This window comes from Actinoplanes sp. NPDC049599, from assembly GCF_044465625.1.
Lineage (GTDB): Bacteria > Actinomycetota > Actinomycetes > Mycobacteriales > Micromonosporaceae > Actinoplanes.
Window position 1 is genome coordinate 1 of sequence record NZ_JBITLX010000001.1, and the last position, 15,305, is coordinate 15,305.

At 70.6% G+C, this 15,305-nt stretch carries 13 protein-coding genes; 8 read left to right on the top strand and 5 right to left on the bottom strand.

All coding sequences use genetic code 11. The features are described from left to right. Nucleotides 1-87: 87 nt before the first annotated feature. Nucleotides 88-1,062, bottom strand: a complete 975-nt coding sequence (locus ACIBQZ_RS00005) for an alpha-hydroxy acid oxidase (protein ID WP_396086780.1) — start codon at nt 1,060-1,062, stop codon at nt 88-90. Nucleotides 1,063-1,415: 353 nt separating this feature from the next. Further along, a complete protein-coding gene (locus ACIBQZ_RS00010; protein WP_396086188.1) occupies nt 1,416-2,372 on the bottom strand; it encodes an aldo/keto reductase in 957 nt (318 codons plus the stop codon). 152 nt (nt 2,373-2,524) lie between these two features. Between ACIBQZ_RS00010 and ACIBQZ_RS00015 the strand changes: the two genes are divergently transcribed. After that, nucleotides 2,525-4,129: a beta-1,3-glucanase family protein gene (locus ACIBQZ_RS00015; protein ID WP_396086189.1), complete on the top strand. Its 1,605-nt coding sequence runs from the start codon at nt 2,525-2,527 to the stop codon at nt 4,127-4,129. Nucleotides 4,130-4,173: 44 nt separating this feature from the next. On the opposite strand, the gene ACIBQZ_RS00020 is transcribed toward ACIBQZ_RS00015, so the two are convergent. The 3 genes from ACIBQZ_RS00020 to ACIBQZ_RS00030 are packed head-to-tail and all read right to left on the bottom strand — an operon-like array spanning nt 4,174 to nt 8,576. After that, on the bottom strand, nt 4,174-4,998 hold the full coding sequence (locus tag ACIBQZ_RS00020) for an SWIM zinc finger family protein (RefSeq protein ID WP_396086190.1): 825 nt from the start codon (nt 4,996-4,998) through the stop codon (nt 4,174-4,176). Between the two features lies 1 nt (nt 4,999). Then, entirely contained in the window at nt 5,000-8,140 is a 3,141-nt protein-coding gene (locus ACIBQZ_RS00025; RefSeq protein WP_396086191.1) for an SNF2-related protein, read from the bottom strand. Between the two features lie 55 nt (nt 8,141-8,195). Further along, entirely contained in the window at nt 8,196-8,576 is a 381-nt protein-coding gene (locus tag ACIBQZ_RS00030; protein ID WP_396086192.1) for a VOC family protein, read from the bottom strand. A gap of 66 nt (nt 8,577-8,642) precedes the next feature. On the opposite strand from ACIBQZ_RS00030, the gene ACIBQZ_RS00035 reads away from it, so the two are divergent. The 7 genes from ACIBQZ_RS00035 to ACIBQZ_RS00065 all read left to right on the top strand — a co-directional run bounded on the left by ACIBQZ_RS00035 (nt 8,643) and on the right by ACIBQZ_RS00065 (nt 15,302). Then, on the top strand, nt 8,643-9,398 hold the full coding sequence (locus ACIBQZ_RS00035; protein ID WP_396086194.1) for a TetR/AcrR family transcriptional regulator: 756 nt from the start codon (nt 8,643-8,645) through the stop codon (nt 9,396-9,398). A 33-nt stretch (nt 9,399-9,431) separates the two neighbouring features. Continuing rightward, nucleotides 9,432-10,673, top strand: a complete 1,242-nt coding sequence (gene mqnC, locus ACIBQZ_RS00040; RefSeq protein WP_396086195.1) for a cyclic dehypoxanthinyl futalosine synthase — start codon at nt 9,432-9,434, stop codon at nt 10,671-10,673. Nucleotides 10,674-10,900: 227 nt separating this feature from the next. After that, on the top strand, nt 10,901-12,076 hold the full coding sequence (locus ACIBQZ_RS00045) for a hypothetical protein (RefSeq protein WP_396086196.1): 1,176 nt from the start codon (nt 10,901-10,903) through the stop codon (nt 12,074-12,076). 367 nt (nt 12,077-12,443) lie between these two features. After that, nucleotides 12,444-13,139, top strand: coding sequence for a demethylmenaquinone methyltransferase (locus ACIBQZ_RS00050; protein WP_396086197.1), 696 nt, complete (start codon nt 12,444-12,446; stop codon nt 13,137-13,139). A 52-nt stretch (nt 13,140-13,191) separates the two neighbouring features. Next, complete coding sequence (locus tag ACIBQZ_RS00055; protein WP_396086198.1) at nt 13,192-13,473, top strand: hypothetical protein; 282 nt, start codon at nt 13,192-13,194, stop codon at nt 13,471-13,473. Nucleotides 13,474-13,561: 88 nt separating this feature from the next. Continuing rightward, nucleotides 13,562-14,857, top strand: coding sequence for a geranylgeranyl reductase family protein (locus ACIBQZ_RS00060; protein ID WP_396086199.1), 1,296 nt, complete (start codon nt 13,562-13,564; stop codon nt 14,855-14,857). 79 nt (nt 14,858-14,936) lie between these two features. Continuing rightward, nucleotides 14,937-15,302 carry an NADH-quinone oxidoreductase subunit A gene (locus ACIBQZ_RS00065; RefSeq protein ID WP_396086200.1) on the top strand — a complete coding sequence of 122 codons (366 nt, stop codon included), beginning with the start codon at nt 14,937-14,939 and terminating at the stop codon, nt 15,300-15,302. Nucleotides 15,303-15,305 lie beyond the last annotated feature (3 nt).

Here is a 15,305-nt window from a genome sequence, read left to right on the forward strand (position 1 = left end):
TCGTACGAATCAAGGAGACACGACGTCAGCGGGCGACCAACACGATTTTCAGCCCGGAACGGGCCACCTCGCCAGAGGCGACAGGGACTAGCCCCTGGTGACGACGTCGGCGGTGATGTCCTCGACCGCCGGCAGGCCGGCCTGCGCCATCGTCCGCGCCAGGTCGGCCCGATAAAGATCAAGGCAATCCCGTACGCCGTCAGCCCCGCCGGTCGCCAGCGCCCACAGCACCGGCCGGCCGAGCAGCACCGCCGTCGCCCCCAGCGCCAACGCGGTGAGCACGTCCCCGCCGTCCTGGATCCCGCCGTCCACCAGCACCGGCACCCGCCCCGCGACCGCCGCGGCGACCGGTCCGAGCGCCCGCGCGGTGGCGACCGTCCGGTCCAGCTGGCGACCGCCGTGGTTGGAGACGATCACGCCGGCGGCCCCCGCGTCGACGCACGCCACCGCGTCCCGGGCCCCCAGCACGCCCTTGACCAGCACCGGCTTCCCGGAGATCCGGGCCAGCCACCCGATCGCGCCGAGCTCGAGCGCCGGATCCTGCTCCATGCCGACGGTGCGGGCGGCGGGCGAAAGCTCCCCGGCCTGCGGCACCGGCCGCAACGGCACGTACGGGGCATCCGCGGTCAACACGATCGCACCCGCCCCGGCAGCCACCGCCGCGCGCACCTGCCGCTCGGTGATGTCCCGATCCCGCAGCACGTACGACTGGAACCACCAGGGCCGCGTCAACGGAATCTCCGAGAGCGGCCGACCCGCCCGGGAACTGAGCACCAGCAGCGAACCCGCCGCCTCGACACCCCGCGCCGTCTCGGCCTCACCCTCCGGATGCGCGAGCGTGTGCAGCGCGGTCGGCCCGGCCAGCACCGGGCCCGCGAGCCGCGCGCCGAACAGCTCGACCTCGGTGCTGACCCGGGAGACGTCACGGAACAACTGCGGCACAAACCGCCAGTCGCGCCACGCGGCGGCCGCCTCGTCCCGGCTCACCTGCGCGCCGAAGCCGTCCTGGTAGTAGTCGAAGACGGCCGGGGGGAGAACCGCCCGGGCCGCTTCCTGCCGCATCGTCACGCTGCGCTCATCCCTGCTGTCATCGGCGTTTGCTCGCTCCCAGCTTGCCGGGAGCGGCATCGAACGTCACTTGGTCGCTCAGCCCACTGACATCGACCTTTCGGCGCCGCCCGGTCGATCCCGCGGCGCCGCGACGCGCGACGACCGCGGACAGGTCCCGGCCGACGCCCAGCGTGACCGGGCGGCGGGCCGCCGGTGGCGGAGCGCTGCGATCGCTCAGCCGGCCGGAACCGGGCGGCTTGCCGCCGGTGGCCCCGCCGCTCAGCGGTTGGTCTGGGCGGCTTGCCGCCGGTGGCCCGTCGCTCAGAGAGTTGGCTCCGGGCGGCTTGCCGCCGGTGGCTTGTCGTTCAGCGGGTCAGGATCTGGTCGAGGGCCGCGACGTCCTCGACAGTGAGGCGCCACTGGCCCGCCGCCGCGTTCGCTCGCACCTGGTCCGGTGTCGTCGCTCCCGCGATCACGCTGCTCACCGCGGGCTGGGCGGCGAGCCCGGCGATCGCCACGTCCAGCAGGCTGTGCCCCCGCTCCTTGCCGTACGCGGTCAGCGCCTCGATGGTGTCCCAGTCCGCACCGTCGAGCCAGCGCTGGTACCGCTCCTGGGCCAGCCGGGTCCCCGCCGGCGGCGTCTCGCCGCGCTGGTACTTGCCGCTGAGCAGGCCGCTGTCCAGCGGGAAGAACGGCAGCAGGCCCAGCCCGAACTGCTCGCAGGCCGGCACCACCTCGTCCTCGACCTCGCGGTGCAGCAGGCTGTACTGGTTCTGCGCGCTGATGAACGGGGTTTGCCCGGCCGTCCGCGCGGTCCAGTCGGCGTCGGCGATCTGCCAGCCGGCGAAGTTCGAGTTGCCCAGGTAGCGGACCTTGCCGGCGCGGACCAGGTCGTCGAGCGCCGCGAGGGTCTCCTCGATCGGGGTCGCGTGGTCCGGCGTGTGGATCTGGTAAAGGTCGAGGTAGTCGGTGCCGAGCCGGCGCAAGGAGGCCTCGACCGCCCGCATGATGTAGGACCGCGAGCCGCGGGCGCCGTGGTCCGCGCCGTTGCCGCCCGCCATGTCCATGCCGAACTTGGTCGCCAGCACAACCTGGTCGCGCCGGCCCTTCAGCGCCGCGCCGAGGCACTCCTCCGAGGCCCCGTGCGGGGTGCCGTAGATGTCGGCGGTGTCGAACAGCGTGATCCCGGCGTCGATGGCCGCGTCGACGACGGCGCGGGTCCCGTCGGCGTCGAGCTTGCGCCCGAAGTTGTTGCAGCCGATGCCGACAACCGAGACCACCAGACCCGAGGTGCCGAGGCGGCGGTAGCTCATCTCACTCATGATCCGAGCCTATGCCGCCCGCGCTGCCGAAATAATCCGGCAATACATCAGCAGCTGTCTATTGACACACCGTGTTAACCATTTGATGCTGTGAGAGCGCTCTCTGGCGCCGTCCCCGCATCCCCTGCGCCGTCCGCCCCCGAGGAGTCATCGTGCGTATCCGTCCAAAACTCCTGCATGCGCTAGCCGCGCTCGCGATCACCGTCCCGCTGGCGGCGGTGGCCGCCGCCGCGCCGGCCCAGGCCATCGGCCCGGCCGTGTTGCCGGTCAGCGTCACCAACAACTCCGGCCGCGGCGAGGCCGTCTACCTGTACGTGATCGGCATCAACCTGAGCACCGGCCGCCTCGGCTACGGCAACCAGGGCGGCACCTTCACCCCGTGGCCGGCCGGTTCGCTGCCACCCTCGCCCGCCCCCGACGTGGCGATCGGTGGCCCCGGCAACGGCGGCACCACCACGATCAACTTCCCGCGTGGCTTCTCCGGCCGCGTCTACTTCTCGCTGGGGGAGAAGCTCAAGTTCTTCCTGACCCCGGACGGCCTGGTCCAGCCGGCGCCGTGGGCCAGCGGCGACGCGAACTACAACATTCTGTTCGACTGGAGTGAGTTCACCTACAACGACGCCGGCCTGTGGCTGAACAGCTCGCAGGTCGACATGTTCGCGGTGCCGCACGCGGTCACCGTGACCGGGGCGTCGGGCGCGACGAAGAAGACCGGCGAGCCGGTGAGCAACGGACGTAACAACGTGATCAACGGCATCAAGGCGCAGCCGGGCTGGGCGAACACGGTCTACACCCGCTCGGACGGCACGGTGCTGCGTGCGCTGGCGCCGGGCAAGGCGGCGGGTGCGGGACTGTTCAGCACGACGTACCTGGACTCCTACATCACGTCGGCGTGGAACGCGTACACGACCAAGACGCTGACCGTGGTGCCGTTCGGCGACCAGCCGAACACGAAGTACTTCGGCCGGACGTCCGGCAACGTCATGCGATTCACCAACAGCGCCGGGGCGCAGGTGGCGTCGTTCAACAAGCCCTCGTCGGCCAGTGTCTGGGGCTGCGACGGTGACCTGCCGGCCCCGAACGACCTGGTGGTCGGGCCGATCTCCCGCACCCTCTGCGCGGCCCTGAACCGGGGCACACTGGGCACCGTCGACACCCAGCCGAGCACCAACGCGGCGCAGTTCTACCAGAACAACCCGACCAACCAGTACGCGAAGCTGATCCACCAGAACATGGCGGACGGCAAGGCGTACGCGTTCGCCTTCGATGACGTCGGCGCCTTCGAGTCGCTGGTGCACGACGGCGACCCGCGCTCGGCCGGCCTGATCCTGACCCCGTTCGGCGCGGGCGGCCCGACCACGCCCCCGACCGGCGGCGGGCAGGCGCTGATCAGCGACTGGAACGGCAAGTGCATCGACGTGCCGAGCGGCAACTTCGTGGACAGCGCGCCGCTGCAGACGTGGAGCTGCAACGGCTCGAACGCCCAGAAGTGGACCGCGACAGGCGGCGCCCTGCAGGCGCAGAACAACAAGTGCATGGACGTGGCCGGCGGAGCAACCGCCAACGGCTCGGTGGTGCAGCTTTACACCTGCAACGGTACGGGCGCCCAGCAGTTCGTCCTGTCGGGCGCGGGTGACCTGGTGAACCCGCAGTCGAACCGCTGCGTGGACATCAAGGACTGGAACGGCGCGGACGGCGGCCGGCTCCAGCTCTGGGACTGCGCGGGCACGGCGAACCAGAAGTGGCACAAGGGCTGACCAAGAGGTTGGCGGCGGGCCTGTGCGATCGGCGCAGGCCCGCCTCACTGTGGATCGGCCAGGTCCCGGTACGCCGGGCGCAGGATGTCGACCAGCGGAATGTGCCGGACCCGGAGCGGGGGTGCGTCCAGCACGCGCAGCAACAGCTCCGGTGGCGCCGTCAGCCGTCCGGGGCGCTCCCGCAGACGGCTCAGCGAGATGGCCGGGGTGTAGAAGTCGGCCAGCCGGGCGTCCAGCTCCACCTCGTCCACGGCCAGCGGGTCGATGGTCTCGACCGGCTCCGGCAGGCCGCGCAGGGCGGCCAGCAACTCCTCCCGGCCGCGTCCCCGCCAGGCCAGCACCAGGAACGGATCGTCGTCGAAGGCCTCCGCCAGCACGTACAGCACCGCGGACACGTGTTTGCAGGGCTTTCCCCAGTCCGGGCATGAGCACGTCATGTCCAGCTCGGACGGGAAGAGTGGCAGCTCCAACTCGTCGAAGAGCTCCACCAACTCGTGCGGGATCTCGCCGGCCAGCAACGCCGCGCGATACAACGCCTGCGCGCCCAGCGCCACAAGGATCCGCGTCCACTGTGCCTCGTCGTAGGCCGGGATGGCGATCGTCACCCGGTACGGCTCCGGCCGGGAACCCTGCACGCGTCCCGCGACCCGGCCGGGCGTCAGCTCGAAGTCGATGACCTGGCCCTTGCGGGCGTACGTCCGGCCGCGTGCCAGCCGGCCCGGGTCGCAGGAGCGTTCGAGGATGTCGACGAACTTCCGGGACCACCACTGCTCGCCGATCTTGCCGCGTTTGGCGCGTACGGCGATGCCGCCGTCCACCCGGATCGGCCCGGTGCTGTCGAACCAGCGTCCCTGCGGGTCCACCGGCATGTCAGCGCACCGCCGCCGGGTCGAGCGAGAACAGCTCGCGCAGCTGGTCGGTGTTGAGGTCGGTCACCCAGTCCTCGCCCGTGCCGACCACGGAGGATGCCAGCGCCTTCTTGCGCTCGATCATCGCGTCGATCTTCTCCTCCAGCGTGCCGGTGCAGATGAACTTGCGCACCTGCACGTTGCGTGACTGCCCGATGCGGAACGCCCGGTCGGTGGCCTGGTCCTCGACCGCCGGGTTCCACCAGCGGTCGACGTGGATGACGTGGTTGGCGGCCGTGAGATTGAGGCCCGTGCCGGCCGCCTTGAGCGACAGCAGGAACAGCATCGGCTCGGTGTCGTTCTGGAAGCGCTCGACCAGCTCGTCCCGCTTCGCCTTCGACAGCCCACCATGGAGCCACAGCACCGGCCGATCCAGATGCGCGGCCAGGTACGGCTGCAGCATCGTGCCGAACTCCGAATACTGCGTGAAGACCAGCGCCTTGTCGCCGTCCTCGATGATCTCCTCGGTCAGCTCCTCCAGCCGGGCCAGCTTGCCCGACCGCCCCGGCAGCCGGGAACCGTCCTTGAGCAGGTGGGCGGGGTGATTGCAGACCTGTTTGAGTTTGGTCATCGCGGCGATCACGTTGCCCCGCCGCTGGATGCCCTCGCTGCTGTCGATGACGGCCATCATGTCCTCGACCACGGCTTGGTAGAGCGTCGCCTGCTCGGCGGTGAGCGTGCACCACGCCTTCATCTCGTTCTTCTCCGGCAGGTCGGAGATGATCGACTTGTCGGTCTTGAGGCGCCGCAACACGAACGGGCCGGTGGCCCGCTTGAGCGCGGCCGTCGCGTCGGCGTCGCCGCGCACCTCGATCGGCTCCTGGAACCGGCGGCGGAACCGTTTCGCGGGCCCGAGCAGCCCGGGGTTGCAGAACTCCATGATGGACCAGAGCTCGGCAAGGTGGTTCTCCACCGGCGTACCGGTCAGCGCCAGCCGCGTCCGTGCCGGAATGGCGCGCACGGCCTGGGCCTGCCGGGTGCCGCTGTTCTTGATGGCCTGCGCCTCGTCACAGGCAACCCGTCCCCATTGGACCTCGCGGAGCGCGGCGAGATCCCGCAGGGCGGTGCCGTAGGTGGTGATGACAACGTCGGACGAGGTCACCGCCGACCGGAAGTCGTCATCCCGCTTGCGGGCGCCGCCGTGGTGCACGTGCACCCGCAGCGACGGCGCGAACCGGGCGGCTTCCTTCTGCCAGTTGCTGACCAGCGACATAGGACAGACGAGCAGCGTCGGCGCCACCGCCACCCTGGGGTCGGACCGCTCGGCGAGCAGCAGCGACAACGTCTGCGCCGTCTTGCCGAGCCCCATGTCGTCGGCGAGGATGCCGCCCAACCCGAGCCGCGCCAGGAAGTGCAGCCACGAAAGCCCCCGTTCCTGGTACGGCCGCAGCGTCCCCTGGAAGCTCGCGGGCGTCGGCACCGGCGCGAGCCGCTCGGCCGCCTGCCCGGAGATCAGGTCACCGAGCGCACCGTCCGCGTCCACCTCGACCAGCGGCAGATCCTCCTCGCCGCCGTCCACCACCTGCTGCAGCACCTCGCCGGCGGTGAGCTCACCTTCACGCCGCCGGCCGACGGCCTTGAGCGCGGCCTTGAGCTGCCGGTCGTCCAGCTCGACCCACTGCCCCCGGACCCGGACCAGGGGCACCTTGAGCCGGGCCAGCTCGGCCAGCTCCTCCGCGCTGACCGTGCCGTCGCCGATGACCAGGTCGATCCGGAAGTCGACCAGCTGCTCCAGCCCGAAGCCGGAGTCGGCGGCCGCCTTGCCGGACGGCGTCTTGCTGCGCGTCCGGGTGGTCAGCTTGAGCCCGACCGCCTTGCGCCCGGCCCAGGACGGCAGCTGCACCCCGAAGCCGGCGGCCTGCAGCAGGGGAGCGGCCTGGCGGAGGAAGTCGTGGGCCTCGCCGGTGTTCAGCGCCATGCCGTCGGGCTGGGCGTCGAGCAGAGCCTCATGCAGGGCGGGGAAGAGCCGAACCGCCCGGCCGAGCCCGGCAAGCAGCGTCTCGTCGGGGTTGGCGGGCAGGCCGGGCATCCGGGCGCCGGCCCAGAGATCACCGGCGGGCAGATAGAGGCTCGGGTCGTCGGCCGACTGCAGGGCGAAATCCAGCGCCCAGTCGTCGGTGCCCGGCGCCGGCTCGGTCAGCCGGAAACTGACCCGGATCGGACCGTTGGCATCGTGAGCGGACCGCAGCCAGCCGACCAGTGGCTTGGCCAGCTCGGCGACGTCGGCGGCCTTGGCGCCGGGCAGGGTGGGATCGGCGCTGGTCAACGAGAAGAGCCAGCGCTCGGCGAGGGCCGTCCTCGGCCCGGGCCGAAGACCCAGCAACATCCGCTCGGGCATCAGCGCTCGGGCAGCGCAGTCGACCAGCACCTCAAGCGCATCCCGCAAAGTCCGCCCGACACTCCCACTCCCCGCGGACCCGCCCGAGCCCGCGCTTCCCGGGGGTCCACCCGAGCTGCCCGCGCCCCCGATCGAGCCGCCCGGATCATCTGTGCCGGCCGTGCCGCTGCCGCCGGCCGCCCGGCAGACCGGTGGCATGGCCGCCGCGAAGTCTCGATAGCTTGCCGCGTCGGCCCCCGTCAGCACCGGCCGCCACCGCCCCGCCGGCGTCCCCGATTCCACCACCAGCTGCGGCAACATCCGGCCCCGGCGGGCCAGGTCGCACGCGTGCCCGGCCAGCACGCACAGATAGCGCAGCGACGCCGCCGCCATCCACGGCCCGTCGGGATCCGGCTCCGCGAGAGCCCCCAGGGCCGTCAACGCCTGCTCGCCCGGCACCACCAGCGCCGGCGTCTCCCACGTCGTGAGGCGCAGGCCGCGCCCCGGTGTCTCGCTGCCCGCCTCCGGTGACGCCAGCGGGCCCTTCGGCGTGCCGGGCAGGTGCAGGGTCAGCTCCGACTCGGCTGCCTTGGCCAGGGCGTCGCGGACGTCGTCCGACGAGCCGGTCAGCGCCGACGCCAGAGCCTCGGCCGGCACCGCGAACGGGTGCGGCCGCCGGCGGGCCCGGGAAGAGGTGGTCAGGGGGAGAGCGGGGTCCTCGGCCCAGAGCGCGAGCCTTCCGGGCGCCGACTCACCGGCGATCCACACGCCATGCACGACGAGCACTGCGACTCCGATTCCGATCGACCTGTCGAGATTAACGACTCAGCGTGCCGGTGGCTCATGACGCGGCCCACTCGACCAGTTCGTACGAGATGCCGTTCGGGTCCTCGACCATGAACAGGCGCTCGCCCCAGGGCTCCTCGCGCAGCGGGAGGGTGATCGGCACGCCTTCCGCGCGCAGTCTCTCCTGCTCGGCCTCCAGATCGTCGACCACGAAGGCCACGATCACGCCGGCGGCCCGCTGGTCGCGCAGGGGCTCGGGCAGGACCTCGATGCCGCGGCGCAGGAAGACCACGTCCATCGCGGCGTCGTCGCGGCCCAGGGAGGCGAACCCGTCGGCCGCCATCCGCTCGACGAAGCCGAAGTGGCTGGCGAGAAACTTGCTCGAGGCGGTCACATCGTCGACGGTGAGCGAGACGGCAGAGGATGAGATGCGCACGGTGCCCCCAGGTCGTTTAGTTGGACGCCGTATAAGATACGCCGTACAAGAAAGGAGCGCCACCCCGTGGCCGAGGCCCGACGCACGATCGACCTGCTCTGGTTCGAGGAGCCGGCGCACCGGCGTGGCCGGAAGAAGGGCCTGACCGTCACCCAGGTCGTGGATGCCGCCATCGCGCTCGCCGACGAGGAGGGGCTCGACGCGGTCAGCATGCGCCGGGTCGCGCAGGAGCTGGGTGTCGTCCCGATGACGCTCTACACCTACGTGCCGGACAAGGCCGCGCTGCTCGACCTCATGCTCGACGCTGTCTACCTGCGCATGCCGCGGGAGGACACCGCGCACGCCTCCTGGCGTGAGCGGCTCGCCGCGGTGGCCGAGGACAACCGCGTTCTCTACTCCCGGCACCCCTGGGCGGCCGGGGTCGCGCAGAGCCGGCCGCCGCTGGGCCCCGGCCTGATGGCCAAGTACGAGCACGAGCTGCGCGCCTTCGACGGCTCCGGCCTCGACGACGTGGAGACCGACTCCGCGCTGACGTACCTGCTGGGTTTTGTCCGCGCCTCGGCCCGCGCGGCCGCCGAGGCCCGCGCCGAGGCCGAGCGCAGCCGGCGCAGCGACCACGAGTGGTGGGCCGAGAACGGTCCGCTGCTGGCCAAGGTCTTCGATCCGGAGAGCTACCCGACGGCCGTGCGGGTCGGCGGCGCGGCGGGCGCCGAGCTGGGCGGCGCCTTCAACCCCGATCACGCGTACGTGTTCGGGCTGGAGCGGGTGCTGGACGGGCTCGGCGTGCTCATCGAGCGACGCGGCAGTGACCGACGCCGCTGACGATCGCCGGATCGGGCACGTAGGCTTCGAGTCGTGACGGCGAACCCGGAGATCAACAGCATCCTGCAGCGTGGGGCCGACGGTGGGCGGATCACGCCCGAGGAGGCGCTGCTGCTCTACACCGATGCGCCCTTCCACGCCCTGGGTGAGGCGGCCGACGCGATCCGGCGCCGGCGCTATCCGGACGGCATCGTCACGTATCTGATCGACCGCAACATCAACTACACGAACGTCTGCGTCACGGCCTGCAAGTTCTGCGCCTTCTACCGGGCGCCGAAGCATGCCGAGGGCTGGTCGCACCCGATGGAGGAGATCCTGCACCGCTGCGGCGAGGCGGTCGAGCTCGGTGCGACGCAGGTGATGCTGCAGGGCGGCCACCACCCCGACAACGGCGTGGAGTACTACGAAGACCTCTTCTCCTCGGTCAAGCGGGCCTACCCGCAGCTGGCCATCCACTCGATCGGCCCCAGCGAGATCCTGCACATGGCCAAGGTCTCCGGCGTCTCCATCGAGGATGCGGTCCTGCGGATCAAGGCCGCCGGCCTCGACTCGATCGCCGGCGCGGGCGCCGAGATGCTGCCCGACCGGCCGCGCAAGGCGATCGCGCCGCTCAAGGAGTCCGGCGCCCGCTGGCTCGAGGTCATGACGGTCGCGCACCGCAACGGCCTCAGCTCCACGGCCACCATGATGATGGGCACGGGCGAGACGAACGCCGAGCGCATCGAGCACATCCGGATGATCCGCGACGTGCAGGACCTCGCCGTGGCCAACGGCTACGTGGACTCCGCGGTCGAGGCCGAGGGCAGCGTCGGCGGCTTCCGCGCGTTCATCCCGTGGACGTACCAGGCGGAGAACAACCACCTCAAGGGCCGCACCCAGGCCACCACGATGGAATACCTGCGCTTCATCGCGGTCTCCCGGCTCTTCTTCGACAACATCGCGCACCTGCAGGCGTCCTGGCTGACCACCGGCAAGGACGTCGGCCAGCTGGCGCTGCACCTGGGCGTCGACGACCTCGGCTCGATCATGCTGGAGGAGAACGTGATCTCCTCGGCCGGCGCCAAGCACCGGTCGAACCTGCACGAGCTGATCTGGATGATCCGTACGGCGGGCCGCATCCCGGCGCAGCGCGACACGCTGTACCGGCACCTCGCGGTCCACGCGACGGAGGCGGACGACCCGACGGACGAGCGGGTGGTCTCGCACTTCTCGTCGATCGCGATGCCCGGCGGCGGCGCCGGGCGCACCGAGCTTCCGCTGGTCGACGTCTCCTGAAGAACGGTACGAGACCGTCCCGACGCCGGTAGCTGCGACATCACCCGCTGTGCAGCTCGAATAGGCCGTTCGGATGAGTGGCGCGCCCCCTGTAGGTCTTTGCATTTCGGGCATAGGGAGCAGTGCCGACGGAATTGATGATGATCTTTCGCTTTCGGGTCGCGCACCGTGCAGGTCGCTCCTAGGCTTCAGCCCTCAATTCGTCCGTTCCAACGGGAGCTTCCTTCATGGCGATGCGTTCTGTGACCCGGCTCTGCACGGCCAGCCTGCTGGCCGCCGGCGCCCTCACGCTCACGGCGACGCCGGCCCTCGCGGCCGACGTCGACTTCGGTGTCGACATCAAGGGCACCACGTTGGCCCTCGGCGCGAATGAGAAGCAGTCCCCGATCACCTTCTCGAACTACGGCAGCACCAAGCCGTCCGAGGTGAGGATCAAGGTCAGCGCTGACGCGGACCTCCGTGGCAATGCAGAGGTGGCTCTGTACGGCAACGCCAGCCCCCAACCCTGCGAGCTGGACGAGCAGGGCCGCGCCGACTGCCTGCTCGACAAATCGCTCATTCCGGCTCCGGGTGGCTCGGTCGACCTGAACGCGTTGATCCAAAAGATCGGCTCGGCCTCGGGCAAGGCCGGCACGCTGACCGTGACGGTCGAGGTGGCCGGCGACAGCAACAAGGAGAACGACAGCGACACCGTCGATGTCACCTTCTCCGAGACTAAGGGCGTCGACCTGACCGTCTTCGCCGCTGACGTGACGCAGTACGACGTCGACGAGCACCACACCGGCAAGCCGATCCCGCCCGGCGGCAAGAGCGTGGCCGAGGCGTTCATCTACAACTTCGGTGACCAGACCGCGGGTGGCTTCACCGCCGTGGCGAACTTGCCCGAGGGAGTGACCTTCGTCGACCAGGAGGCCGACGACTGCGACTTCTCCGTCGACCGGCGTTCCGTGCGCTGCGTGGTCGGGGCCGACCAGCTCCCCCTGCCGCCGAGGACCGCGGCCGTCGTCCAGCTGAACGTCGTCGTGGCCCCGGACGTCAAGGGGCCGGTGACGCTGCAGGGCGGTGAGTGGACCTTCGAGGCCGGCGAGACCGTCGACCCGGATCGCGCCCGGATCGCCGCCGCTGGGGCCCTGCCGGACTACGTCTCCCTGGTGGACCCGGCCGAGATCGCCGAGCTCGACCCGGCCGACAACGTCGACGGCTTCGCGGTCATCGTCGCCGGCCCGGCCGGCGGCACGGGTGGCGGCACCGGTGGCGGGGACGACCCGGGTCTGCCGGTGACCGGCCCGGTCGCGGGCACCATCGCCGGCGCCGGCGGTGCGGCCCTGATCGCCGGTGCGGTCATGTTCCTGGTGTCGCGCCGCCGCCGCGTTGTGCTGGTGACCCCGGGCGACGGCAAGTAGCGGTGGGCTGAACCCCCGGGCTGAGGGGTGTTGATGGGCCGGATGACCGAGGTAGTCGGCCGATCGGCCAGGTGCGCCTCGGTGGACCGGTGAGGGGCTGATTGCTCCTCGGTAACGAGCTGCGTGTGTCTCTGGTACGCGACGTTCGCGCTGGTTACGTTGCCTTCGTAACACCGCAACACTGAAGCGTCGCCACGACTCATGACCGTCGGCGGCGGGGTCGGACCCGACCGATGGCGGTCGTATATATAACGCACAAGGCACGGGCGGGATGGGTCACCATCCCGCCCGTTCTGTGTTGTGAGACAGGCTTCAGTCCGGTCACGGGTGGCGGGTGGGGCGGTCGGATGGGGCAGAGTACACAGGCGTGACGCGCGCAGATCTGGACAAGCAGCCGCACGAGGTCGCCGAGATGTTCGACGGCGTGGCCGAGCGGTACGACCTCACCAACACCGTGCTCTCCTTCGGGCAGGACCGCGGCTGGCGCCGTGCCACCCGGGCCGCGCTCGGCCTGCGCCCGGGGGAGCGGGTCCTCGACGTGGGTGCCGGCACCGGGGTGTCGACCGAGGAGCTGGGCCGGTCCGGGGCGTTCGCCGTCGGCGCGGATCTGTCGACCGGCATGCTGCGGGCCGGTCGGCGCAGCGGGCGCGGTGTGCCCCTGGTCGCCGGAGACGCGCTCAAGCTGCCGTTCCCGGACGCGACCTTCGACGCGGTGACCATCTCGTTCGCCCTGCGCAACGTCGTCGACACCGGCGCGGCGCTGCGCGAGCTGGGGCGGGTCACCCGGCCGGGCGGGCGCCTGGTGGTGTGCGAGTTCAGCCACCCGACCAACGCGGCGTTCCGCACCGTCTACTTGTCGTACCTGATGCGCAGCCTGCCGACGGTGGCCCGCGGGGTGTCGAGCAACCCGGAGGCGTACGTCTACCTGGCCGAGTCCATCCGCGCCTGGCCGGACCAGTCCGGTCTCGCCGCCCGCATCGCGGGCGCCGGGCCGTGGGCGCGGGTCGGCTGGCGCAACCTGACCGGTGGGGTTGTTGCCCTGCACAGGGCCACGAAGATGTAGAGAATGGGCGTTTGCCCGGTTCGCAATGGTCCGGGGTGTTTAGCTCGGCTACATGACGACAATCGACTGCCAGGTCGACGACTCGGACATCGACGTCCCGATCGACGACCGTGACGAGGGTGAGCGCCGGGCCCTGGAGCTGGCGCATCGTATCCGGTTGGTGGCCGCGCAGGACCCGGAACAGGCGCAGCGGTTGGTGGATGAGCTGATCGTCGCGCTGGACACCGCGATGGGCGGTACGTTTTCGGAGCACCTGGACGGAGTCGCCCGCGAGGTCCTGCGCCGGGCCCTCGCCAAGAGCCGGAACTGTTCCGAAACAGTTAGGGTTCCCTAACCCCTATCCGCTTCGATGGCCGTCTTAGACTCCGACCTGGGCTGGCTTGTGAACTGTTTCACGAGCCCGCGCTTGACGGAGGTGAGCCGTGAACGACCTCGCTGTTTCAGGAGGAACCGTCGCCGACGAGGCCGACGTGATCGTGGTCGGGGCGGGGCCGGGCGGATCCGCCGCGGCCTACCACATGGCGCGGCACGGCCTGCGCGTCCTGCTGCTGGAGAAGACCGAGTTCCCGCGCGAGAAGGTCTGCGGTGACGGCCTCACTCCACGCGCGACCCGCCAGCTGATCCGGATGGGTGTGGACACCTCCGAGAAGGCCGGCTGGCTGCACAACCGCGGCCTGCGCGTGATCGGCGGCGGCGTCCGCCTCGAGCTGGACTGGCCGGAGCTGGCCAGCTTCCCCAGCTACGGCCTGGTCCGCACCCGCCTCGACTTCGACGACATGCTGGCCAAGCGCGCGGTCGAGGCCGGCGCGCTGCTGCGCACCGGCGTCACCGTGACCGGTCCGGTGCTCGACGCCGACGGCCGCGCGATCGGGGTCGAGGCCAAGGGCCCCGATCGGGAACCGGTCCAGTATCGAGCGCCGCTGGTGATCGCGGCGGACGGCGTGTCCGGCAAGTTCCCGCTCGCGATGGGCCTGGCCAAGCGCGACGACCGCCCGCTCGGCGTGGCCGTCCGGCGCTACTACCAGTCACCGGTACGCGCCGACGACGACTACCTGGAGTCGTGGCTGGAGCTGCGCAGCGCGCAGGACCGCGACCGGCTGCTGCCCGGCTACGGCTGGATCTTCGGCCTCGGCGACGGCCGGGTGAACGTGGGCCTGGGCATCCTCAACTCCTCCAGCGCCTTCGGCCGGACCAACTACCGCGCCATGCTCACCGACTGGCTGAACACCACACCCGAGGAGTGGGGCATGCGCGGCGAGGCCAACGCGGACGGCCCGATCCTGGGCGCCGCGCTGCCGATGGGTTTCAACCGGGTGCCGCACTACACGCGCGGCGTCATGCTGGTCGGCGACTCCGGTGGCATGGTCAACCCCATGAACGGCGAAGGCATCGCGTACGCGATGGAGTCCGGCGAGCTGGCGGCCGAGGTGGCCGTCCAGGCCCTCGCGCGCCCGGCCGGCGCCGACCGCGAGCGCGCACTTCAGGCCTACCCCGCGGAGTTGAAGGTCCGTTTCGGGGGGTACTACCGCCTCGGTGGTGTGTTCGTGAAGCTGATCGGCAACCCGCAGATCATGCGGATCGCCACCAAGCACGGCATGCCGCATCCCACCCTGATGCGCTTCGTGCTCAAGCTGCTGGCGAACCTCACGGACCCCCGGGACGGCGACGCGATGGACCGGATCATCAACGGCCTGACGAAGGTCGCACCGGCGGTATGAGAGACAAGGCCACCCCGGTCGACCAGACGCCAAAGCGGATTAATAGTGTGAAGCGGCTAACAGTCGAGCAGGAGACGGTATGACGCTCAATCCCTACGTACCGATCGTCGGGCTGCTGATCCTCGGCGCGCTCTTCGCCCTGTTCTCGGTGTCGGTCGCGCCGATCGTCGGCCCGAAACGCTACAACCGGGCCAAGCTCGAGGCGTACGAGTGCGGCATCGAGCCGGCGCCCCAGCCCATCGGTGGCGGTCGCTTCCCGGTCAAGTTCTACCTGACCGCGATGCTCTTCATCGTCTTCGACATCGAGACCATCTTCCTCTACCCGTGGGCGGTGTCCTTCGAGGCGCTCGGCCTGTTCGGCTTCGTCGAGATGGTCCTCTTCATCGTCACTGTCTTCATCGCCTACACGTACGTGTGGCGACGCGGCGGATTGAACTGGGACTGACAT

Coding starts and splice junctions, on each gene's coding strand:
- ACIBQZ_RS00045 (WP_396086196.1), top strand. CDS start 10,901: ATGGCGATGCGTTCTGTGACCCGGCTCTGCACGGCCAGCCTGCTGGCC.
- ACIBQZ_RS00020 (WP_396086190.1), bottom strand. CDS start 4,998: ATGCCGGTGGACCCGCAGGGACGCTGGTTCGACAGCACCGGGCCGATC.
- ACIBQZ_RS00065 (WP_396086200.1), top strand. CDS start 14,937: ATGACGCTCAATCCCTACGTACCGATCGTCGGGCTGCTGATCCTCGGC.
- ACIBQZ_RS00055 (WP_396086198.1), top strand. CDS start 13,192: ATGACGACAATCGACTGCCAGGTCGACGACTCGGACATCGACGTCCCG.
- ACIBQZ_RS00005 (WP_396086780.1), bottom strand. CDS start 1,062: ATGCGGCAGGAAGCGGCCCGGGCGGTTCTCCCCCCGGCCGTCTTCGAC.
- ACIBQZ_RS00010 (WP_396086188.1), bottom strand. CDS start 2,372: ATGAGTGAGATGAGCTACCGCCGCCTCGGCACCTCGGGTCTGGTGGTC.